A 22,846-nucleotide genomic window follows, 5' to 3' on the forward strand; every position below is an offset into this window, starting at 1 on the left:
TGGCATTAGATTCATGAACAATCATATTATTGAACAGTTAATTGAGCTCGTTGGGAAAGACTATGTTTCAAGTGATCCATCCGATCTCAAGGAATACGGACAAGATTGGAGCAAAATTTTTGAACCTAATGCCAGTGTTATTGTTCGTCCTAAAACGACCGAACAAGTACAAGAAATAGTTAAATTAGCGAATAAAGAAGCGTTTGCCGTGGTACCCTCTGGCGGACGTACAGGTCTAAGCGGTGGAGCTTGCGCGACCAATGGTGAAGTCGTTCTAAGCCTCGACCGCATGAATGAAATTCTGTCGATTAACTCGATCGATCGCACACTCCAATGTCAAGCAGGCACTATTACCAAGCAAATACAAGAATTTGCCTCCGAACATCACCTGTACTACCCGGTGGATTTTGCATCAACTGGGTCGAGTCAAATCGGTGGCAATATCGCGACCAATGCCGGTGGTATTAAAGTGATTCGTTGGGGTATGACCCGTGACTGGATTGTCGGTCTAAAAGTCGTCACAGGCACCGGAGAGTTACTCGACCTAAATAGCGGTTTAGTAAAAAATGCGACGGGTTATGACTTACGCCATTTAATCATTGGCAGTGAAGGTACGCTGGGTATTGTGGTAGAAGCGACGATAAAGCTAACGACACCGCCGAAAGATTTAACGGTCATGGTGTTAGGCTTGGATCAATTGTCAGACGTCTATCCGGTCATGGAAACCTTTCAACAGAAGCTCAACCTGACAGCTTTTGAGTTCTTTTCAGAACAAGCACTTAGTAAAGTTTTAGAGCACCACGAATTACAACGACCGTTTGAGAGCACCAGTAACTTTTATATTCTTGTTGAGTTTGAAAACGACAGCGAATCAACCATGGACATCGCATTTGAATGCTTCGAACAAGCGATGGAACAAGGCTGGGTGGTTGATGGTGTGATCAGCCAAAGTGAGAGTCAAGCCGAAACACTTTGGGCCCTGCGCGAACGTATTTCTGAGTCTATCAGCGTTCATACGCCTTATAAAAATGATATATCTGTTATACCAAGCAAAGTCGCAGAGTTTCTATCGAGCGTCGATGAAATTGTTGCCAAAGAATACCCGGACTTTGAGATCATTTGGTTTGGTCACATTGGTGACGGTAATTTACATTTAAATATTTTACGGCCCGATGATTTGACTATCGATCAATTTGTTGAGCAGTGTCGACGCGTTAATCCACTGATATTCGATAAAATTAAGCAATTAGATGGCAGTATATCTGCAGAGCACGGCGTAGGATTAGTCAAAAAAGATTATTTACCCTATTCTCGCTCAGAAGTCGAAATTGCATTAATGAAAAGTATTAAAGCGGCCTTTGATCCAAAAGGTATACTCAATCCTGGAAAATTGTTCGACCAATAAAATACTTATTACTTTAGGGTAACCACAGATTGATCTACTTAATCATTAGCATTGCGGTTCTAGCCATTGCGCCTTTACTCGCAAAGTTGTTTCAAGCGACACCGCGATTTGAAAGCTTTCTGTCGGGCTTTTTATTAATTGTGCTCGGTGGAATCATCGTTGCGGAGCTGTTGCCTTTGTCGATCAAAAACGGCGGATGGCTGGCTATTCCACTTGCATTACTTGGACTCACCGGCCCCTCTTTAATTGAAAAGCTATTTCATCGAGCAGCAGACAGCACTCATCAACTTACATTATTGGTAGGGTTCAGTGGACTGCTGTTGCATACCATGGCGGATGGGGCTTCTTTAAATGACTTTTCGGCCATCGACTCGGCTTCTAAATGGTTACCCTTGGCAATCGTTTTACATCGAATACCTGTCGCACTTTCAGTACTATGGATCATTAGACCGGTCTTTGGGTTTAAAGCCGTTTGGTTAGCCTTATTCTCTCTCGCTTTGTTTACTATTTTTGGGTACGTGCTAGGGTTACAACTCGAACCGGCTATGAACTCGATGAGTTTTGCTTGGCTGCAAGCGTTTGTTTCGGGCACATTGATGCACGTATTATTACACCGTCCTCATCGCCATGAGCATTCACACTCAGCTCTCCCAGATAATCATAGTCACGAACACAAACACGAAACAGTAGAGCACGATCACCAGCACTCACATTCGGATCCTACTCACTCGCACTCTCACACGAAAGAAGAGTCTAAAGACTCGATGAATCCACATCACGAACATGGTCTAACGGAACAACTCAAACAATGGGATAGGTACAAATTATTGGGCAGTCTGCTCGGGGCGGCCACCCTCGCCATTCTCTCTGAGTTACACTAACCCTCAAAGATGCGTGCCAAATACCCTATTTCAATTAGCCAATTGCGAATATCCCTAAAGAATTGGCCAGGTCTCATTTGCTTGATCTAGTTGGCTTGATCTCATTGACTTAAACTAATCTCACTATCGCTTATCTGAAAGAGAATAGCTTTATTGATGTCTCGTATGATCCGCTCACATCTTTACCCTCTTCTTTAACTCTCCAGGCGCTATCCAGTCTCTAGTCAGTCAGTTCAATTAAACGTCTTGTAACTGGTATAGCAATTGCTTTTATCCCTTAAATTCGTCAATATTCAACTAATATTCCTGATATAAGGATATAAAAATCCCGATATGAGACTAAAAAATCAATTTATGGTGGCCATCTTAGTGCTACTCATCGTCATTATTCTAGGTAACGGATGGCATTTAGCACGGTTAACTTCTTCACTGAACGAAAAATTAGGAGAAGCTGCGTTTTCGGTTAGTCGCAATACTGTTGAATCGGTGCTTTCTCAACGCATCGCTCCATCCAAAGTTGCGCAACAAATTATCATTGAGCGGTTGAATAATCTTGGTGAAACAAAGGTCATTGATGCAAGCTCGATTAATTTTAAAGACCTGCAAATTGCTCAAGAAGTTGAATTAACGTTAAACAACCGCTCAGAAAGTCGATCCATCACTCTTCTATCTGGCAACCAAACGTTTAATATTCCAATTCCTCGTACCGAATTAGAAGAGTCACTTGACTCAGCTACCGACGCGATCATTTTTACCAGTCTTGCAACACTTTTTCTCGCTGCCCTATTTTTCTATTTTTTAAGTGATCGCCTTACTCGTCCACTTAAAGAAATCTGTTTAGTGAGCGCTAAAATCGGTTCAGGAGAGTTTCATCATAAAATTCCAGAGCTATCCAGTCTAACCTCAAAAGAATTGAAAGAACTTGTTCAATCTATCAATCAAATGTCACAGCATTTAACGTCTTTAGAGCAAGAAAAAATACAATTACAAGAACAGAAAACAACCAATGAAATATCTGAAATTGTACGAGGCATTGCACACAGTATTAGAAATCCTCTTCACACAATGCTGTTAAGCTTAGACACTATTCCGGTCGTTAGCGATAACGCAACGGGAAGCGCAAACAATTTCATCGATTTATTCAAAGCACAGATTCAAAGAATTGATCAATGTATTAGAGAATTAATGTCCATTACGACGCATGAATCTTTGATATCCGAAAGTACAGATATTAGTAAATTAGTCGAAGAGCTAGTTATAGAACATAGCGGCAAACATGAGATCACTATCAAGAATCACTTACCTGAAGCGCATAAAAATGTTCGTATCTTGTATAGTGAAATCAAAAGCTGCCTAAACACACTGTTAAGCAATGCTATCGAAGCCAGTCATAAGACTAAGCAACCCATCGTTATTGATTTGTCCTATGCTAACAATCATTGGGAAATTTCCCTGACAGATTTTGGGGAAGGTGTTACAAAAGAAATACTCCCTGATTTATTCAGCCCTCATATCACGAACAAATCTTATGGCGCGGGAATGGGTCTGTACATAGCAAAACGAATTATCACCGGACGATATCGAGGCAATATACTGTATTGTCCTAATTCAATCGGAGCTGGTAGCAAATTTACTCTGATCTTTAATAATCGAATTCAATAATCGAGACCGATAAATATATGCGAATTTTAATCGTTGAAGACGAATTTGAACAACGTCAGTTGATCTCCGCTCTACTGAAAAATAACACCGAGTATGACGTAGAAATTGCTTCTAGTGCGGAAAAAGCTCTTAATGCACTGAATAAGCATCAGTTTGAGATTATTTTATCGGACTGGAAGCTTCCTGGCATGAATGGATTAGACCTTTTGCAAAAGGTAAAAGAACACTATCCGAATACTTCCTTCATTTTAATGACGGCCTATGGCAGCATTAGTCATGCGGTCTCTTCGATGCGTGCCGGTGCCGATGACTACTTAGCCAAACCCTTTGAAAAAGATCAGCTGTTATTTACCCTGTCTAAGGTAGCCAATGCTCGAATGCTATCGGAAGAAAACCAAAGTCTGCAAAATCAATTAACCGCTCGCGAAAATCTTAAATCAATTATAGGTAAGTCTTCTGCTATGCAAAAGTTGTTTAGTCAAATCGATCGACTTGCCAGTACCGATGTAACGGTTCTAATACACGGTGAAAGTGGAACCGGAAAAGAACTGGTTGCCCATACACTTTTTCAAAAGTCAGAACGAAACAATAATGTCTATCTAGCCGTTAATTGTTCAGCTATTCCTGAAACCTTAGCTGAATCAGAATTGTTCGGCGCCGAAAAAGGCAGTTACACTGGTGCTGACCAGTTAAAAATAGGAAAAATTGAAGCAGCTAACAACGGAACACTTTTCTTAGATGAAATCGCAGAGTTACCTTTATCAATCCAAGCGAAACTTCTTCGTTTCTTGCAAGAAGGTAAAATTATGCGCGTCGGAGGACATCAAGAGATCACGGTTAATGTGAGAGTGATTGCGGCTTCTCATCAATCGCTAAATAACCTTGTGCAGCAAGGGCTATTTAGAGAAGACCTTTATTATCGATTAAATGTTATAACCCTAACCGTACCGCCATTGCGACAAAGACTCGATGATCTACCAGACTTGATAAACTTTTTTATCAAAAAGTTCTCTGAGAAACATCGTCTCGAGAAAATATCATTTAGCAAAGATGTCTATGAGACTTTGTATGAGTATCATTGGCCAGGAAATATAAGAGAGCTAGCTAATTTAGTTGAACGACTGACCGTCATGCACTCAGGTGAAACCATTAGTAAATCGGACTTACCCAACGAGTTCTCCATTAAAGAAGAAGGTCAGATTATCGAATTACCAGAAAAAGGTATTCATTGGGAAGAATATGAACGGAGTATTCTTGAACAATCACTTACACGCTGCCATGGAAATAAAAGCAAAGCAGCTAAACTGTTAGGTCTGAATTATAAAGCCTTTCTATATCGATTAGATAAATACAATATCGACTCTATTTAAAAATCAGGTAAAAAATAATTGAATTCAACTCCCGTTATCCGACCAAACATTCCTCATATCGGGAACATTAATGGAGCGATTAGTTTATCGTTACTTTTCAGTAGGACTACAGTGCCCACGAATAGAGAATATTGGAGAGATTTAAAGGTTGGCACAAATATTGATTTGCATTAGCTAACGAGTTCAATGCTGAACTCGGAAGCTGAAATTTTTAATTGGTAATAATATTTAAAGATAATAAGGAAGAACACATGAAACTGAATTTATCGACACTTACCGTTGGCTTAGTATTAACAACCACAATGTTTGTCTCTGCCATCAGTCTTGCTGACGAAGAAAAAAACATTTCTGTATTCGTCAAAAAAGTGAATGCTGATGCTGCCACCGTTGATTTGAAAGTCAATGGAAATGCCGAAGTATTTACCTTACCAAAATTAGAAGACGGTGAATCTCAAACCATCACGACTGAAAGTGGCAAATCCTACACCGTTAAACGTGTCGGCGATGGCTTTTCAGTGACCACAGACAGTGGTGAGGTTATTGATTTACCAATGGTAGATAGCTCTCAACTTGCGGCAAAGGTCATTTCACTCCATGGCGACTCATCTCATATAGATAAAGATACCATTACTATTATGGGAGGCGATCTGACGCCTGATCAAATTGAAACGATTAAAGCATCAATCGCGTCGGCAGGAATTACCAAAAAAGTTAAGTTTATCAAAGGAATGAATATGTCTTTTGTCAGCTTAGATGGAGAACACTCCACGGTTGATCTTAAAGGTGGCAATATGGAATACGAATTTCATACTGAGAAAGATGTGCAAGTGATTGAAACCGATGATGGAAAAAAGATTAAAAAAATCGTGATCAAAAAAGATTCTGATAACGACTAGTGATAACACAACGCCATTCTAGGGAGTTGGAATGGCGTACTCTCATATCGTATTCAATTCTAATTGGCTGCTTGACTCTTTAATTGCAGAATAGTTTAAACTCACCGTGAAGCTAAACTAACCGAGTCATTTAACGTTGCAACGTATCTTTAAGTTTAAGAATCAGCCCATCACTGGCATCCTCGATTAAGTCGAGTACCCTTTCAAATCCTTTTGGCCCTCCGTAATAGGGATCGGGAACATCTTCCTCAGAGAAGTTCATCGCGAAACTTAAAAATTTTATAACTTTTTGATGATGTTGATCAGGGGCAAAGGCTATCAAGTCATCGTAATTATTTTGATCCATCGCACAGATCAGATCAAACTCATCAAAATCTTTGAGCTTAACCTTTCGTGCTCTCAAGTCAGTAAAGTCATATCCCCTCGCGATTCCCGCCTGTAAACTTCTTGTATCAGGCGGCGATCCGACATGATAAGCCGCTGTACCACAGGAGTCCGTAGATACATAATTTGAAAGATTCTGCTTTTTTACTTTATCTCGAAACACACCTTCTGCAGTTGGTGATCGACAAATATTGCCTAAGCAAACAAACAAAACCTTGATCATTTAAGCTTCCCTTAGTTGTTCAATCATGCGATTTGCCGCGACTAAATCTTCCGGAGTATCGATGCCTCCCGGAGGTGTTTCTTCTGCAACCGCTATTTCGATAGCATAGCCATTGTCAAGAACTCTGAGTTGTTCAAGTTTTTCAGCATCTTCGAGGCTAGATTCACTTAGTGAAGAAAATTTCTCAAGCAAAGACATTCTAAACCCATAGATCCCAATATGACGAAAGTAATTCTGCAAATTTGGGCTTCCCTCTCGCTGAAAAGGAATCGCTGCTCGCGAGAAATAAATCGCTTTACCAATCTGATTGAATACCACCTTCACAACGTTAGGATTATTAACATCTTCTAAACAAGTAATTTGCGTGCAAAGCGTCGACATTATTTTCTCAGGCTTATCAAGTAGTTGTGCTACTTGACGTATGATTTGCGCAGGTACAAAAGGCTCATCCCCTTGAAGGTTAACGACAATGGCCTCCTTACTTAAATTTAATGCTTGAGCCGCTTCGTATACACGATCAGTGCCCGACTGGTGATCTGTTCTTGTCATCACTGCTTGACCACCAAACGCGTTTACCGCATCAAATATACGCTGATCATCAGTAGCAACACATACCGTTGCCGCGCCAGACTCTTTGGCCTTGTGGTAGACTCGCTCTATCATCGACTGGTCACCAATTTTTGCAAGTGGCTTACCTGGAAGTCGAGTCGATGCGTAGCGAGCCGGAATGATTACATGAAAATCGTTCATCGTAATTTCAAACCTTCAATGTCTTCTTCATTTAGTTGAGATGCTTCATTTATTAACATGTTAGGGACATCGTCTTTAATTTCAAATAAGAGTTTGTCGAAACTGCAAAATAAGCTCAAACCATCTTGAGTCATTTTTAGTTTTCCGTTACAAGCCGGACAGACAATTACATCAAGAAGTGAGTTACGCATAACGCTTTTCCTTTGTACTCGAAATTTCTAAACGTTAAAACCTATCGATTAAAGCAGTCTTTAATTACCTGATCGATACGGCTAACAAGTTCTAAATTAATTACTGGTGTAATTCGTAAATACCACCAATGATTTTTCGCAAATGCTCGGCATTTAATGGCATCTTTCTCGGTCATCACAAGAGGCTTTTGATCTAGAGGTAGCAAATCTTCTGGTTTAAAAGCATGATGGTCTGAGAAAGTGACTAAACGATCGGGCTGACTAAACTGTGATAAAGTAACGCGAAATTTTTCAGGATTGCCAATTCCACATACAGCGTCATACTCATCAAATGGCCATGATTCGCGCGATGTCAGCTGTATAACATCTTCATTTTGCACGTTCACTAATGCATCAGCATGCAGTGTAAAATAGCAGTCAAACTGTTGTTCTCCACTATTTTGAATCACCAGATCACAGGCGTTAAGACGATTAACGGGTTCTCTTAATGGGCCCAAAGGCATTAATAACTCATTCCCAAACATACGGTAACCATCGACTAAACAAAATTCAAGTTGACGATTCATCGCATAGTGTTGCAAACCATCATCCGACAAGATGACATCCACCGCTAAATTCTTCTCTATCCAACTGACGGCACGGCTACGTATGGGATCAACAACAACTGGACACTGAGAACGCGCAGAGATTAGTTTTGGTTCATCCCCACATACATCCGGAGAGGTTGATGACTCCACCAATAAAGGGTAATTCTCACTGCTTCCTCCGTAGCCTCGAGTCACCACGCCGACGGATAAACCCTTCTGCTTTAAGTAATCAACCAGCCAAATAAGAAAAGGCGTCTTGCCAGTGCCACCTACCGATATGTTACCAATGACCCATATCGGAGTTTTCGATTGATAAGATTTAATCCATTCTCTTTGATAGGCAACACGTCGAATTTTTACCAACAATATTAAAAGCCAGTGTATCGGCAATAATAAGTATCGCCACAGGCTTTTACGGTACCAAAAACTATCAGCGTGTTTGGTCATGCTAATCTTGGAATTGTGCCAACAATAAGCGATGGTACTCGCCTTGCTGCTCTAATAACTCTTGATGATTGCCTTGCTCGATAATTTTCCCATCTTTTAAAACAACGATTTTATCAGCCGTTTCAATGGTCGACAGTCTATGAGCAATAACAAACGTCGTTCTATCATGCATTAAATTTTCTAGAGCTAATTGTATTTTTCTTTCTGATTCATTATCTAATGCAGAGGTAGCCTCATCGAGAATAAGAATGGGTGCATCTTTTAGCAAAGCTCGAGCAATGGCCAATCGTTGACGTTGACCGCCTGAAAGCTTCGCACCGTGGGTTCCTGTTATTGTGTCTAAACCCGACTGCATTTGCTCGACTACTTCAGTCAAGTAAGCATTTTCTAATGCTTTATTTATATCATCGATTGAAGACTCTCGTTGAGCACCATAAGCAATATTAGCTTTTATAGAATCATTAAATATAACTATTTGTTGAGAAACGTAAGCAAACTGTTCTCTTAATGACAATAAATCAAGCTCTTGAATTGGAATGCCATCGAGTAGAATTTCACCTTTTTGAATCGGATAGAAGCGTAAAAGCAAATTGGTAAGTGTCGATTTTCCGCTCCCAGATGGACCAACCAAAGCGACGGTTTGTCCTGCATCAATCGTCAAAGAGAAATCTTGAATAATTGGGTTTTCAGGATCATAACCAAAGGTAATATTTTTAAACTCCAACCGCCCTTTGGCTCTTGCTAATTTTTTTGTTCCGCTGTTTTGTTCTTCTGGCTTATCTATCTCAGAAAAAATACTCGCAGCGCCTGCAATACCTCGTTGCAACACTGAATTAACATTAGAAAGATCTTTAAGCGGTTTGAGCAAATACATTATTTGCATGAAAAAGGTAACAAATGAACCAGAGGAAAGTACGCCTTTCTGAAACTCATTAATGGCCACCCAAAAAACCCCGGCCATACCAATTCCTGCAAGCAGCTGAATAAAAGGCGATGAAAATGCTTTAACCGTTGCCATTTTCATAAATTGCTGACGATTTACATTACTTGCATGTTCAAATTTAGTATCTTCGTATTCTTCTCCACCAAAGGTTTTAACGACTCTGATTCCATCGACCATCTCTTGAGTCGCATCGGTCACCGCGCCCATACTGTCTTGCATATTCGATGAAATTTTTCTGAAGCGCTTAGACGTCTCATTAACCACAACAGCGATGACTGGAGCCGCAAGTAAGAAAGTAAGGGTTAACAATAAACTCTCAGAAAACATCCAATACATGGCTGCCGCAATACCAGCCAAACTTCGCGCAAGCGTTGTAATGGCTTGAGTGGTCGCATTTGAAACCATCTCAGTATTAAAGGTTACTCGAGAAATTAAGTCGCCGCTGTTGTTTTTTTCAAAATAGGAAATCGGTAAATAAAGATACTTTTTAAATAAATCCATTCTTAATTCATGAACGATTCTCCGGCCGATCCATTCCATACAATAAGTCGAAAGAAAGGTCGCTAAACCACGAATAACGAGAACAATGACAATAAAGACTGGAACCAATTTTAAAATGTGAAGCTTCTCGGGATCTCCGAGTAAATCATCGATTAATGTTTTAAAATTTGCAATTAAGTAAACTTCAACAATCGCAGCGATTGCGGTACATAATAAACCAACAAGAAAAATCAGCTTATAGCGACTGGTGTAACTTAACAGTCGCTTATAAACTTGCCAACCTGATGCCTCTGTCACTGAGCTTGGTCCTGCGGTTTACGTGTTGCCATAGTAAAGTTGAAATAACCACTTTTCCTCGATGCGTCCATTGCGGTCACTACCGATTGATAGGGAGCGTTTGCATCGGCACTAATAATCACCGGTAACTTTTTATTACCTTGACCAACGATATTAATCGCTTTAATTAACGTTTCGACCTGCGTATTGACAATTGGCCGTGCATTCACAAAGTACCGCCCTTCACTATCAACGCTGATTTCAATGACTTCTACTTGGGTTTCTAATGGATCGCCTGACGCTTCAGGCAATTCGAGCTTTATTTGAGTCTCGCGGTTAAAGGTAGCAGAAACCATGAAGAATATTAATAATAGAAACACCACATCGATGAGCGGCGTTAAGTTAACCGAGACGTCTTGTTTTTTTCGCTGATGAAACATAATTAAGCGACCGTATCGCGTTCACCATGAAGCACTTCAACCATTTTTAGTGCTTCTTCTTCCATAATCACCACCAACTCGTCCACTTTACGCTCAAAATAACGATGAAAAATCAGTGCTGGTATGGCTACTGTGAGCCCTGCAGCAGTGGTCAGTAGCGCTTCAGAGATACCGCCAGCCAGGGCATTAGCATCTCCAACACCTTGATGTGTAATTACTGTAAACACTTTAATCATTCCAATAACGGTACCCAACAGTCCAAGCAATGGAGTAATCACTGAAATGGTGCCTAATGTATTTAAAAACCGCTCCAAACCGACAACGGCTTGGCGGCCTGCATCCCGAATCGCTTCTTTCATGGTCTCTCGACCATAAGAATGGTTAACAATTCCGGCAGCTAAAATTTCACCCAATGGCGACGATTCTTTTAAAGACTTAAGCTTCTTCTTGTCCAGCTGGTTATTTTTCACCCATGTCCATACTTGAGCAACCAGATGCTTTGGCGTAATTTTTGAACGACGTAAAGTCCAGAATCGCTCAATACAAATAATTAAAGCCAAAACCGAACATAAAACGATGGGCCACATCACCCAGCCGCCATTTACTATGACATCAAATAACACGTGACTTATCTCCTAATTCGAATCGCGCTAATTTACCACACTCTTGGGTAAATTTCTGCTGGAATAACGATGGTTCCATAAACGGTGATGGGTTTCACGAAATTTGCTCACTTGATAATGACCATCAGGCTGTAAAGTTAGCGTAATCATTCCTGTTTCAGCAGTATTTAACATGGGCACCTGCAACGATTGGAATCGCTTTACTACGGTATCATTGGGGTGTCCAAACCGATTTAGATAGCCCGCAGATATTATGCCCAAACTGGCATCAGTGTGGGCAACGAATGACCAAGTTGATGATGTCAAACTTCCGTGATGGGGAACCCAAATAAAGTCAGCTTTCAGGTAATCAGGTGTCTGCTGTAGTAATGTTAACTCGGCCTCCTTTTCAATGTCACCCGTTAGCAATAAAGACTTTCCAAAATATCGAATGTTCAATAAACAAGATGCGTTGTTTCCAGAGGGTGGCACTCCGTTATTTACTGCGTCTTCTGGATACGGTGTTGGGACGATTTTCCGCTTGTTCTGAGGTAATAAGTGTCCGCTTGAAAGCATTGAAAAAGTTGTTATCGTTATATTTCCAAGTTGTACTTTTTGTTGCCGGCAACCACTTGCCGATCGACTGAGCATGTTCCCTCTCGCTCTGCGAGAAATATTAAGCGTTTTTTCTAAAGATTGTTGATCTCCGCTATGATCGATATCATTGTGACTTATTTGTAACCAATCAATAGAACGGACGCCCTGCCTAGTTAATAAGGGAAGCACCACACTTTTTGTCGTGCTGTAATCTGCATTAGCAAAGCCTAGATCATAAACCAACCAAAAGTCGTCTCGCCCGCTTTTATGATTAATTATCACACTTAGGCCTTGCCCGACATCCAGCGTATAGACTCGCAAATACTCGTCGTCGTTAAACCAGAAACTTGCAACGACTAAAAGTAATAAGTTCGACCCAAACAAGCATAATGTACTGACGATTCTTAACCGCGCATAAACTAATGCGGCAACTATCAGATAGGCTAAAACGACTAATTGTAGCTGATTAAATAAGACCTGCGGTAAATTAACATCTAACCAAATTAAGTAGCTCAATAATCGATTAATCAGTAGGTCAGACATTTCTACAAGAACCATTGCAAACTCTGTATTTATTCCACTACTCAGCAAGATGAATAACTCCAGTGGCAACAAAACGTAACTGACCAAAGGAATCGCAACAACATTCGAAAATACCGAAGAAACACTGAAATGCCCAAAAGCAATCGCAGAAACCAACGACATGGCTATCGACAGAAAAAGTTGAAGATAGAACCAATCGCGCCGACGTACCTGTCGACGCAATCCTATGAACCAATAAATGATCGCGAGTGCCGTTATCGTTAGCCAAAAACCTTCAGTTAGAACGCCAAGCGGTTCAATCGTCAGTAAAATAATTAACGTCATAGAAAATGATTGTGCTGGTGTCCAAAAAACTAACCAGAGTCGCTGCGCTACAACAATAGCGAGCGCCACAAGTGCTCGTATGGCAGGAAGCTCAAGGCCAGTAATCACTGCGTATAAGAATGCAAACGCAAGCCCACTGGCTAAGCCAATAATGTGTGCCGGTATACATTGACACCATCGAGCATTTAAGCGCCAAACTCTTGAAGTAAGAGTAAACAAGAAGAAGAAAATGAGTCCTATGTGTAAGCCTGAAATAGCGATCAAGTGCATCACACCTGAACGTTGCAAAAGCTCTTTTTGCTCACCTGACAAATGATCCCGAAAGCCCATACCTAATGCTAGGTGCCAGCCTTTAAATGAAGACTCATTAAAGGTCTTGAGTAGATGTTGACTTAATTTTTGTCGCCAATAGCTAAGAGAACTCCATTCGTTGCTGATGGGCTCTCGTACTTGCAGATTCTTAATGGTTCCCACCGCATCGATGCTTTGAGTAACAGCGAAGCGCTCATAATCGAAAGTGAATGGGTTACGTTGGCTATACGGCGTTTTTATCGATACGTCTAGGGTTAGGTGATCCCCTGCATTTATTTCAATGTCACTCTTGTACCAAATAAGACTCAGCTTTCTTAAATTGTGATTCAAACGATACGGCGAGAGCCAGCCTTGATCTGGTGAGCCGAAATAATACAAAGCATGGTTCTTATTTGCTGTCTCGTGAAATACTGTGCCTTCGACCCAGTGGTGAAAATCGCTCTCACCTTGGTGCCAATAACGGCATGGGTCATTTAAATAAGCATTATCAACACATAATAAAAATGAAGTCCCCAGCGGTTTGTCTTGCGGAATTGAACATACTTGCCCTGACAAAGTTAGCCGAGCTTTTTGCTGACTTGCAGGCCAACGATGCTCCAGGTTTACCTCAAGCCAATACGATGACCAGAAGATTGCCAAGAAAAAGGCACTAAAGCTCAGTAATAATTTAACCAAGCGTTGCACTTTAAAAGCGCCAAAATCTGGCTGAATCGCCTTAAAGAGGGCCAATAAGCCAGCAGTGGCACCACAGGTTAACGCAGCCACCAAGGCTTCTCGCCAGAAAATATCGGTAAGCCACCATAGAGATGTGGCGCCCAGCAACATGAGTACTGCTGTCAGTCGCATAGAAATTCCTTTTCTTTTTTTGGTAGCTAACTGGCTATAGAGGTGTCGAGCAGGCTACAATACGCCCATCCCAATAGAGTCGACTTCAAGCCATGGCGCGAAAGCTAATTAAAAAATACCTTCCGGATCCTGCGGCGGTAAAAAACAATCGTTTTCTTAAGATCTTTGGAACGGCGATGCACGATCCACAATTGTGGCATTTAACACGCTATTCAGTTGCACATGCCTTTTCTCTGGGAATTTTTTGCGCTTTCATTCCAGTCCCATTTCAAATGGTATTAGCAGCAGGCGCTGCAATTATCATCCGTGCCAATCTATTGCTATCCGTTGCCCTTGTCTGGATCACCAATCCTTTGACCATGCCGGTCATCTTTGGTTTTGCCTATTATATCGGCTCTTTGTTTTTTCCGGAGAGTTCCGACTCATTTCATTTCGAATTGAGCTACGAATGGTTGGCCAACAGTCTTGGTGCTATTTGGCAGCCTTTCCTTCTAGGGTGTTTAGTCTGCGGAGTCTTTTTTGCCATTCTTGGGCACGTTGCCATACGAATTTTCTGGCGTATTCATGTGGCAAACCAGTGGAAATTGCGACTACTAAAACGTAAAAATAAAGGCGCTAATCTTGATGGTTAGCGTTCGGCGGCAGGAGCGATTCCTGCCACACGACTAACAAAGACAGAATGTGAGTCTAAGCAGCGGTAATTACGCCATTAACTATTGTCAACTGTCGATGAGCTCTAGCCGCTAGCTTTCGATCATGAGTGACAACCATCAAACTGGTGTTCAACTCTCGATTCAAATCGAGCATTAATTGATAGACTTTCTCGGCATTTTCTTCGTCGAGGTTTCCAGTAGGTTCGTCAGCCAGAATACATGCAGGCTCAGTGACGAGCGCTCGAGCAATGGCAATTCGTTGACGCTCACCGCCGGATAACTCCGAAGGCTTATGAGACTCTCGATCAAGAAGCCCGACCTTTTCAATCATTGCAGACGCCAAATGACAGGCGTGAGATTTTTTTTCTCCACGGATAAGCAGTGGCATCGCTACGTTTTCTAGTGCAGTAAACTCTGCTAATAGGTGGTGAAATTGATAGATAAACCCTAAATGCTGATTACGCCATTGTCCTTGCTGTAATGCGGACATTTTTTGAATGTCTTTTCCCATCACCGACACATGGCCTGAAGTTGCTTCGTCCAGCCCACCGAGCAAATGCAACAAAGTACTCTTTCCGCTACCTGAGGCGCCGATAATAGATACACTTTCACCCGCATTTACCGTTAGATCGACACCTTTTAACACAGCAACGTCACGGCCAGCGTCTTGATAAGCCTTGGTTAAACCGGTGCAACTGATCACAGTTCCATTACTCATATTTCAAAGCCTCCGCAGGTCGAGTACGTGAACCGCGCCATGCGGGATAAAGCGTTGCGAGGACACTCATTAAGAGCGCTACAGCGGTAATAACCGTAACATCAACGGCGTTAAGTTCGCTGGGTAAAAACCCGATAAAATAAACATCTCCGGGCACCACTGACACACCGAACTTTTCTTCAAAAAACTTCACAATTGCAGGTAAATTAGTCGCTAGAGCAACGCCAGATATCACGCCAACAATAGTGCCGACCACACCATTAATACTGCCTTGAACCACGAATATTTTAAGAATGGTCGATGGCGAGGCCCCTAAAGTTCGCAATATTGCTATATCGGCTTGTTTGTCAGTAACCACCATAACCATCGTTGAAACAATGTTAAAAGCAGCAACAGCGATGATGAGTGTTAACAAAACAAACATCATGGTTTTTTCCATCTGAATGGCCCTAAATAATGGCCCTTGGGAGCGATTCCAATCACTAACCCAAAAATCTTCGCCGAGGTTTGCCCTCAGGTAATTTGACGTCATATACGCATTCAGAACGTCATGCACTCGGATGCGCAATGCACTGACTTTGTCGCCCTTACGCAATAATTTTGCAGCATCAGCGATATGAATCATGGCAACACGAGAGTCCAGCTCAGACTTGGTCTCGAAAATTCCTTGAATAGTGAAACGTCGATAACGAGGAGAAATTCCTGCCGGTGACACTGTGGAGCCTTCAACCACCAGTACGGTCACCTTATCTCCCCGCCAAAGCCCAAGATTACGAGCCATCGCGGCGCCGAGTATGACCCCGTATTCTCCCTCAACCAATTCATTCAAGGACCCACTGATCATATAGTCTTCGATCACTGAGACTTTCGTTTCTTTCTCGGGCAAGATGCCTTGCAAAATACCGTATTCGGTTCCGGCATAACTACTTTTGAACATCGCAGTCGAATCAATGTAGGGTGAAGCGGCAACAACGTCAGGAGCTTGTAAAACCTGCTGCTCAAGGCTTTTCCAATCGGTAACGCCCTGTGCTCGCTCACCGACTATGACATGAGGCACAGTGCCTAGAATTCGCTCGCGAAGTTCTCTCTCAAAACCATTCATCACAGAAAGGACGGTAATTAACACCATGACGCCCAGCGCTATACCAAGCATGGAGAATATCGCTATAAACGAGATAAAGTGATTCTTCCGTTTGGCCCGTGTGTATCTCAGACCAATGAACCAAGAAATGGGAAATTTCATAATTAAATACAAAAACCTACGCTTTTTTAGTAAGTTATCACAGTTTTTTAAGCTATTATATTAAATAATGACTTGAGAATCTTGGCGCAGTGTCATAACTTTAGTAAAACACCCAGGTCGATAGCCAAAACGCGCTATATGCTACCGATCACATTGTACTTGCGCAAAGGTTTTTAAAAGAAGATGGTTGAGAGCGAAGAACGCAGAGACTTTTTTCGTATCGAAGATACGGTGACTATGCAACTCGCACCTGTAATCGCTGGTGATTCGGGTGAGCCAAAGTTACCCGATGTATTTCTAACTTTGAATCAACTTCGAAGGCTGGATAGTGAGAATTCTCAGCTATTACGCTTAATTCAAGATAAACATAGAGACGTTGCTCGCTATTTGAGCATGCAAAACGAAAAGTTTGAGTTACTTTCTCAAATGCTGGTAAAGCAATTGGAATCTAGCTTTTCTAAGTACAATGTGAATATTAGCGGAAGCGGGTTAAAGCTCTCGTTAGAACAGCCCGCCGAAATAGGTTCAGAGTGGCATTTAACGATTCTGCTCTATCCCGATTGTTTTGGCTTTTATACCAAGGGCAAAGTCAGTCAATGTGATCAGGAGCCGGAGACTGGCAACTATCAAATTGCCTTTGAGTTTACCGAATTAAAACAGCACGACCAAGACGAGTTGGTTAAGCACATTACTAAAATGCAATCAAAGCAGCTGCGCAAAGAGCGGCTTGGAGACTAAGGAGTTAAAGATGAAACACTGGCTTGTTGCGATGTCTATCGCCGGACTTTTGGTCGGCCCAATGATTAGCTATGCTGCCGATCAACAACAAGGTGCGTCGAATGTCAGCACCCCCCGACATGGTCAAGATATGGAATCGGTCAGGGCCCAATTCGGTGAACCACAACGCCAGATTCCAGCCGTTGGAGAGCCACCAATTACACGCTGGGTTTATGGTCAGTTCACGGTTTACTTTGAGTTCGATAAGGTCATTCACTCTGTGCAGCATCACAGCTAACCTTATCTTCGTATACGAGTTTCATTTATAGAAGCAGATTTAAAAAGGCGACTTTAAGTCGCCTTTTTTGATGCTTTACTCAAATAAAGAATTCTCTAGTTCGATTGTTCAATCCCTGACAACTGTGGCTCACTCATATTCACATGCAATGTTGATGTTGGAAATGCAATCTCAGCACTGTGTTCAGCAATAATTTCCGCTATTTTAAGTAATATTTCATGCTTAATTTCATGAAACTTTATCCAATCCGTTGTTTTTGTAAAGGTATACACGAAAAAGTCGATAGAAGAAGCTGAGAAAGCGTTGAAATTAACTATCATAGTTTGAGTTTGATCGATTTCAGGGTGCTCTCTGAGCATGCTTTTGACAGATTCCACAATAGAACTCATTTGAGCAACGTCATCATAACGTATTCCTATCGTTTCATAAATTCTTCGATTACTCATCCGTGAAGGATTTTCAACGGCAATATTATTGAAGATCGAGTTAGGTATATACAGTGGACGTTTATCAAAGGTTCTGATCCGAGTTTGTCGCCAACCGATGTATTCGACCGTTCCCTCAATTTGCCGATCGGGACTGCGCACCCAGTCACCCACCGCGAAAGGACGATCTAAGTAAATCATGAGCCCGCCAAAAAAGTTCGCTAACAAATCTTTCGCGGCAAAACCGATCGCAATACCACCGATACCACCAAATGCAAGTACAGCACTGATACTCACGCCCATGGTCTGCAAAACCACTAAAGTAATCGTAATAATAACCGACACGCGCAATAACTTACTCATCGCGTAAATGGTGGTTTCATCAACCCTATCTTCTTTGTCGGTTTTCTGCTTTTGATACTCAACCAGATGCTGCTCTGATTCATGAACAAAGCGAGTTAAAAACCATCCGAATAACCCAATTAAAATAACATTATTGATGTAAGTCGGTTCAGTTGCGCCGGTGGCTTTAAATTGAATCAATTCAATCAAATAGTTCGACTGTGATGATTCGATTGCAAATGAAATACCAGTGATCCAGATAGCCCAGGTGACCGGTCTCGACAGAGCCGTAAAAAGAGCATCATCCCAAAACGTTCGGGTTTTAATAATGCGTTTGAACAGTCGACTATGAAACTGTCGCCAAATAAGGTTTAGAATCAAAGTTGCTAAGACGATAATAAAGATTTCGGTCATCCATGCCGATTCACCCTGCAATTTGTATAAATAGTCTCGTAAAAATTCCATATTTTATAAACCCTACTTAATTTTTTTCATTTACGTTCAACATTAATTTTTAGTATTGTTCTGCCTCAATGAGCACATCTGGCATATTGTAATGACTCTCAACAGAATAAATGGTTAAGTTTTTCGAACTTTAATCCATCGATTACTCTTAATCGTCAAATAAAGGCCGTAAAACATCTTGCGCCTCAAGCCAACGTCGGTCGGTTTTATAATCGCTAATAGATGACGTTCGAGCGACTTTAGAGTGCATGGCAGCGACTCGTTGCTCGCTAATCTTCGATCGATACCCTTCTAGATGTTCGAGTAAGCGCCCAGCTTCTTGCGGTTGGTTACAAACCAAAGCCATATCACACCCTGCTTCTAGCGCAGCGTCAACTCTTGCTTGATAGTCACCCACAACTTCAGCACCTTTCATACTTAAATCATCGCTAAATACAGCCCCATTGAAACCCAGCTGTTTGCGAAGTACTTCCTCTACCCAGTAGCGACTAAACCCAGCAGGTAATTCATCAACATTTGGATAAATAATATGCGCTGGCATAATGCCCATTAGCTGAGAAGCTAGTCGTGCAAAGGGAACTAAATCGTGCTCGGCGATTTCTTCAAAACGACGATTATCGACCGGTAGCTCCAAGTGTGAATCAGCATCCACAGTACCATGTCCAGGAAAATGCTTACCAGTCGCTGCCATACCACATTCTTTTAACGCACGAACGTAGCACTGAGCTATGGCCGTAATTTTCTGTGGGTCTTCATGAAATGCTCGGTCACCAATTACTCGGCTAGTCTCGCTGGCTACGTCCAAAACCGGCGCAAAGCTAATATCAAAGCCGGTGCACAGGGTTTCAAGGGCCATGACGGTGGCATGAGCGTGAGTTCTTTGCATCAATACCTGATCGTTCGGGCTGTTAAGTTCTAATTGGCGCAGCGCTGGTAACTTGGTATAACCTTCGCGCAACCTTTGTACCCGACCACCCTCTTGATCGACTGCAATCAAAAGCTGCTCATTCACTCGGCGTATATCTTTGATGAGTTCCGAGACTTGCTGCGGCTGTTCAATGTTTCTGCTGAACAGAATAACCCCCCCACAGGCAGGATGAGATAACATTTCTCTTTCTTCAGAGTCTAGGTTGTACGCTTTTAGATCCAGCATTATTGGGCCGGGAGCCGACATATTGATACTTCCTTAAAATTTGAAGGGCTAATGCTAACGAATTGCACCTACCTTCGGCAACATAAAGCCGCACAATGCTTGAAGTTTCTAATCGTGTTAGTTTAATCTGCACAGCAACACTGAAACGAGGGTAACCCTACTATGAATAAAAACAACATCGATAAACTCAAACGACCAACGACTTGGTCGCCAGTGAAAACCACATTAATCGCTACCGCAGTTTCGGCTTCATTACTCGCTTGTCAGCCTGAGCAAAAAGCGGTAGAGCCGGTCACTCAAGCTAAAACCCAATTAACAGCAAAAGACGCTGAACAGTTCGTCAACGATGCCGAAAAGCGCATTGGCGATATTTATGAATACGCAGCAAAAGCCGCGTGGATTGCTCAAACCTACATCAATGTCGATAGTCAATACATTGAGTCAAAAGCCAACGAAGAGTTCAAATTATTAGGTATTGAGTTAGCGAATGAAGCAGCCAAGTTCAATGGCCTTGATCTTCCTTACGATGTGGCTCGAAAGCTTGACTTACTAAGACTGGGCCTCACCTTACCGGCACCTGCAAACCAGCCTGAAAAAGCGGCAGAACTGGCATCCATTGAAAGTAAGTTGACTGGAATGTACGGCGCCGGCAAAACGGCCGATGGTGAACAGTATAACTTAGGTGAACTCTCTAAGACCCTCGCCAAATCAGATAATCCGGATGAGCTTTTACAAGCATGGATCGATTGGCGCAAAGTTTCTCCACAAATGAAGCCCTTATATCAACGCTTAGTCAGCATCGCGAATGAAGGAGCGCAAGACCTAGGTTTTCAAGACCTTGGCGCTATGTGGCGATCAAAATATGATATGGATCCAGACGCCTTCGCTCAAGAAATGGATCGGGTTTGGACCCAAGTTAAACCTTTATATGAAGCACTCCACTGCCACGTTCGTGCAAAACTAAATGAAAAGTATGGCGATGACGTTGTCGCTCAACAAGGACCTATCCCAGCTCACCTACTCGGTAACATGTGGGCACAACAGTGGGGAAATATCTACCCGATGGTCGCTCCTGAAGGCGGTGCGGGCATTGATGTGACCGAACGTTTAGAAGCGAAAGAGTACGATGCTATCAGTATGACGAAACAAGCTGAAGGCTTTTTCACCTCGCTTGGCTTTGCAGAGTTACCAGAAACCTTTTGGACTCGCTCGCAGTTTTTAAAACCGCAAGATCGAGACGTTGTGTGCCATGCCAGCGCTTGGGACATCACCACCGAAGACTATCGCATCAAAATGTGCATCAATGTCAATGAAGAAGATTTCAATACCATTCATCACGAGTTAGGCCATAATTTTTATCAACGAGCTTACAACTTAACTCAACCGGTACTTTATCGTGGTAGCGCTAATGACGGTTTCCATGAAGCGATTGGCGATACCATTGCTTTATCAATCACCCCTAAATATTTGAAAGAAATTGAATTAATCAGTGAAGAGCCTGACGCTTCAGGTGATTTACCTTTTCTGATGCGCATGGCGATGGATAAAGTCGCTTTCTTACCCTTTGGCCTAATGGTCGATCAGTGGCGCTGGAAGGTGTTCAGCGGTGAACTAACGCCTGACAATTACAATCAGGGTTGGTGGCAATTGCGCGAACAGTATCAAGGCGTAAAATCGCCTATCGCACGTAGCGAGCAAGATTTTGATCCCGGTGCAAAATACCATATTCCAGGTAACACGCCCTACTCTCGCTATTTCTTAGCGCATATTTTGCAATTTCAATTCCATCGTGAACTGTGCAAAATCTCTGGCCACGAGGGTCCTCTTCACCGTTGCTCAATTTACAACAATAAAGAGGCCGGTGCTAAATTGAAAGCCATGTTAGAACTTGGCCAAAGTCGACCTTGGCAAGAAGCTCTACAAACCATGACTGGCTCCGATCAAATGGACGCAACAGCGGTCATTGACTACTTTGCACCTTTAAAAGAGTGGTTAGACGAGCAAAACAAAGGACGCCAATGTGGTTGGTAGTGATATTAACTGAGTGATCTCTTTCGATAAGGTGTACTTTCTCGATAAAGAGTATTTTTAAATAAGAAATGCCTTTAAACGGGAAGTACCCCTTAAAAAGAAGTACCCTTTGAAAGGAAGTAGCCTTAAACGGTAATACTCTTGAAAGGAAACACCCTTAAAAGGAAACACCCTTAAGTTGAGCATGTTATTTAGCTGAAGAAATATTTTAAGCTAAGACAGCTTTTAAACTTCGATGATTTTTACATCAAGGTAGTTTTGGAGTTAGAGTAATTTTAGAAACAGGCTAGGTTTGGAAACAGGCTAGATTTGGAAACAGAATAGCTCTAAAACAAGAATTGTTTTGAACCCAAGAATATTTTCTAGGATGAAAGAGTGTCCAGGCATTAAATGAGCAATGAAAAAGGCGGCATCCTGCCGCCTTAACCTCATATCAAAAGTGCTTGTTTAGTCCTTTATCCCTTAAGCTTCTGGCTATCCCTAAGTCCTAACATCCTGTAATGCGCTTCCATGGCGTGTTCTCCCTGAACACATGACTAAGGTTACGCTATTTAAAACTTTCAACAAGAGTCTTTCACCTGGATTAAAAAGTTAACCAAGACCCACTCAATAAATTATTTC

Annotated in this window: 21 protein-coding genes; 9 read left to right on the plus strand and 12 right to left on the minus strand. The window is 42.0% G+C overall.

Going from position 1 to position 22,846, the window contains the following annotated elements:
* The first annotated feature begins 13 nt into the window (after window positions 1–13).
* From Q9312_RS03750 to Q9312_RS03770, 5 genes are all read left to right on the plus strand, one after another.
* Window positions 14–1,405 (plus strand): FAD-binding oxidoreductase, encoded by a 1,392-nt coding sequence (locus tag Q9312_RS03750; RefSeq protein WP_309203221.1) that lies wholly within the window; start codon window positions 14–16, stop codon window positions 1,403–1,405.
* A gap of 29 nt (window positions 1,406–1,434) precedes the next feature.
* Window positions 1,435–2,286, plus strand: coding sequence for a ZIP family metal transporter (locus Q9312_RS03755; protein ID WP_309203222.1), 852 nt, complete (start codon window positions 1,435–1,437; stop codon window positions 2,284–2,286).
* 333 nt (window positions 2,287–2,619) lie between these two features.
* Complete coding sequence (locus tag Q9312_RS03760; RefSeq protein WP_309203223.1) at window positions 2,620–3,948, plus strand: sensor histidine kinase; 1,329 nt, start codon at window positions 2,620–2,622, stop codon at window positions 3,946–3,948.
* Window positions 3,949–3,965: 17 nt separating this feature from the next.
* On the plus strand, window positions 3,966–5,318 hold the full coding sequence (locus Q9312_RS03765) for a sigma-54-dependent transcriptional regulator (protein ID WP_309203224.1): 1,353 nt from the start codon (window positions 3,966–3,968) through the stop codon (window positions 5,316–5,318).
* A gap of 251 nt (window positions 5,319–5,569) precedes the next feature.
* Entirely contained in the window at window positions 5,570–6,214 is a 645-nt protein-coding gene (locus Q9312_RS03770; protein WP_309203225.1) for a hypothetical protein, read from the plus strand.
* 130 nt (window positions 6,215–6,344) lie between these two features.
* Here the strand turns inward: Q9312_RS03770 and Q9312_RS03775 are convergent, their stop codons facing one another.
* The 8 genes from Q9312_RS03775 to Q9312_RS03810 form a co-directional block, all read right to left on the minus strand.
* A complete protein-coding gene (locus tag Q9312_RS03775; protein WP_309203227.1) occupies window positions 6,345–6,821 on the minus strand; it encodes a low molecular weight protein-tyrosine-phosphatase in 477 nt (158 codons plus the stop codon).
* Window positions 6,822–7,571, minus strand: a complete 750-nt coding sequence (kdsB, locus tag Q9312_RS03780) for a 3-deoxy-manno-octulosonate cytidylyltransferase (RefSeq protein ID WP_309203229.1) — start codon at window positions 7,569–7,571, stop codon at window positions 6,822–6,824.
* Window positions 7,568–7,762 (minus strand): Trm112 family protein, encoded by a 195-nt coding sequence (locus Q9312_RS03785; RefSeq protein ID WP_309203231.1) that lies wholly within the window; start codon window positions 7,760–7,762, stop codon window positions 7,568–7,570. The genes kdsB and Q9312_RS03785 overlap by 4 nt, the downstream gene beginning before the upstream one ends.
* Before the next feature lie 41 nt (window positions 7,763–7,803).
* A complete protein-coding gene (gene lpxK, locus Q9312_RS03790; RefSeq protein ID WP_309203232.1) occupies window positions 7,804–8,796 on the minus strand; it encodes a tetraacyldisaccharide 4'-kinase in 993 nt (330 codons plus the stop codon).
* Window position 8,797: 1 nt separating this feature from the next.
* Entirely contained in the window at window positions 8,798–10,537 is a 1,740-nt protein-coding gene (gene msbA, locus Q9312_RS03795) for a lipid A export permease/ATP-binding protein MsbA (protein WP_309203233.1), read from the minus strand.
* Window positions 10,534–10,956, minus strand: a complete 423-nt coding sequence (locus tag Q9312_RS03800; protein WP_309203234.1) for an ExbD/TolR family protein — start codon at window positions 10,954–10,956, stop codon at window positions 10,534–10,536. Before Q9312_RS03800 ends, msbA begins: the two co-directional genes overlap by 4 nt.
* A 2-nt stretch (window positions 10,957–10,958) precedes the next feature.
* Window positions 10,959–11,543: a MotA/TolQ/ExbB proton channel family protein gene (locus Q9312_RS03805; RefSeq protein ID WP_435408773.1), complete on the minus strand. Its 585-nt coding sequence runs from the start codon at window positions 11,541–11,543 to the stop codon at window positions 10,959–10,961.
* A gap of 63 nt (window positions 11,544–11,606) precedes the next feature.
* Window positions 11,607–14,180: a DNA internalization-related competence protein ComEC/Rec2 gene (locus tag Q9312_RS03810; RefSeq protein ID WP_309203237.1), complete on the minus strand. Its 2,574-nt coding sequence runs from the start codon at window positions 14,178–14,180 to the stop codon at window positions 11,607–11,609.
* A gap of 92 nt (window positions 14,181–14,272) precedes the next feature.
* Between Q9312_RS03810 and Q9312_RS03815 the strand changes: the two genes are divergently transcribed.
* Entirely contained in the window at window positions 14,273–14,812 is a 540-nt protein-coding gene (locus Q9312_RS03815; RefSeq protein WP_309203238.1) for a DUF2062 domain-containing protein, read from the plus strand.
* A gap of 55 nt (window positions 14,813–14,867) precedes the next feature.
* Here Q9312_RS03815 and lolD read toward each other — a convergent pair whose 3' ends face one another.
* Together lolD and Q9312_RS03825 are read right to left on the minus strand one after the other, a co-directional pair.
* Complete coding sequence (gene lolD, locus Q9312_RS03820) at window positions 14,868–15,551, minus strand: lipoprotein-releasing ABC transporter ATP-binding protein LolD (protein ID WP_309203239.1); 684 nt, start codon at window positions 15,549–15,551, stop codon at window positions 14,868–14,870.
* Window positions 15,544–16,794, minus strand: coding sequence for a lipoprotein-releasing ABC transporter permease subunit (locus Q9312_RS03825; protein ID WP_309203240.1), 1,251 nt, complete (start codon window positions 16,792–16,794; stop codon window positions 15,544–15,546). Before Q9312_RS03825 ends, lolD begins: the two co-directional genes overlap by 8 nt.
* A 183-nt stretch (window positions 16,795–16,977) precedes the next feature.
* Between Q9312_RS03825 and Q9312_RS03830 the strand changes: the two genes are divergently transcribed.
* A complete protein-coding gene (locus Q9312_RS03830; RefSeq protein WP_309203241.1) occupies window positions 16,978–17,532 on the plus strand; it encodes a PilZ domain-containing protein in 555 nt (184 codons plus the stop codon).
* A gap of 10 nt (window positions 17,533–17,542) precedes the next feature.
* Window positions 17,543–17,809: a hypothetical protein gene (locus Q9312_RS03835; protein WP_309203242.1), complete on the plus strand. Its 267-nt coding sequence runs from the start codon at window positions 17,543–17,545 to the stop codon at window positions 17,807–17,809.
* Window positions 17,810–17,904: 95 nt separating this feature from the next.
* On the opposite strand, the gene Q9312_RS03840 is transcribed toward Q9312_RS03835, so the two are convergent.
* Complete coding sequence (locus Q9312_RS03840) at window positions 17,905–19,041, minus strand: mechanosensitive ion channel family protein (RefSeq protein ID WP_309203244.1); 1,137 nt, start codon at window positions 19,039–19,041, stop codon at window positions 17,905–17,907.
* Window positions 19,042–19,189: 148 nt separating this feature from the next.
* On the minus strand, window positions 19,190–20,215 hold the full coding sequence (gene nagZ / locus Q9312_RS03845) for a beta-N-acetylhexosaminidase (protein WP_309203245.1): 1,026 nt from the start codon (window positions 20,213–20,215) through the stop codon (window positions 19,190–19,192).
* Between the two features lie 141 nt (window positions 20,216–20,356).
* Here nagZ and Q9312_RS03850 point away from each other — a divergent pair, with 141 nt between their 5' ends.
* Entirely contained in the window at window positions 20,357–22,225 is a 1,869-nt protein-coding gene (locus tag Q9312_RS03850; RefSeq protein ID WP_309203246.1) for a M2 family metallopeptidase, read from the plus strand.
* Window positions 22,226–22,846: the final 621 nt, after the last annotated feature.

The sequence above is a fragment of the Pleionea litopenaei genome, from assembly GCF_031198435.1.
GTDB lineage: Bacteria > Pseudomonadota > Gammaproteobacteria > Enterobacterales > Kangiellaceae > Pleionea > Pleionea litopenaei.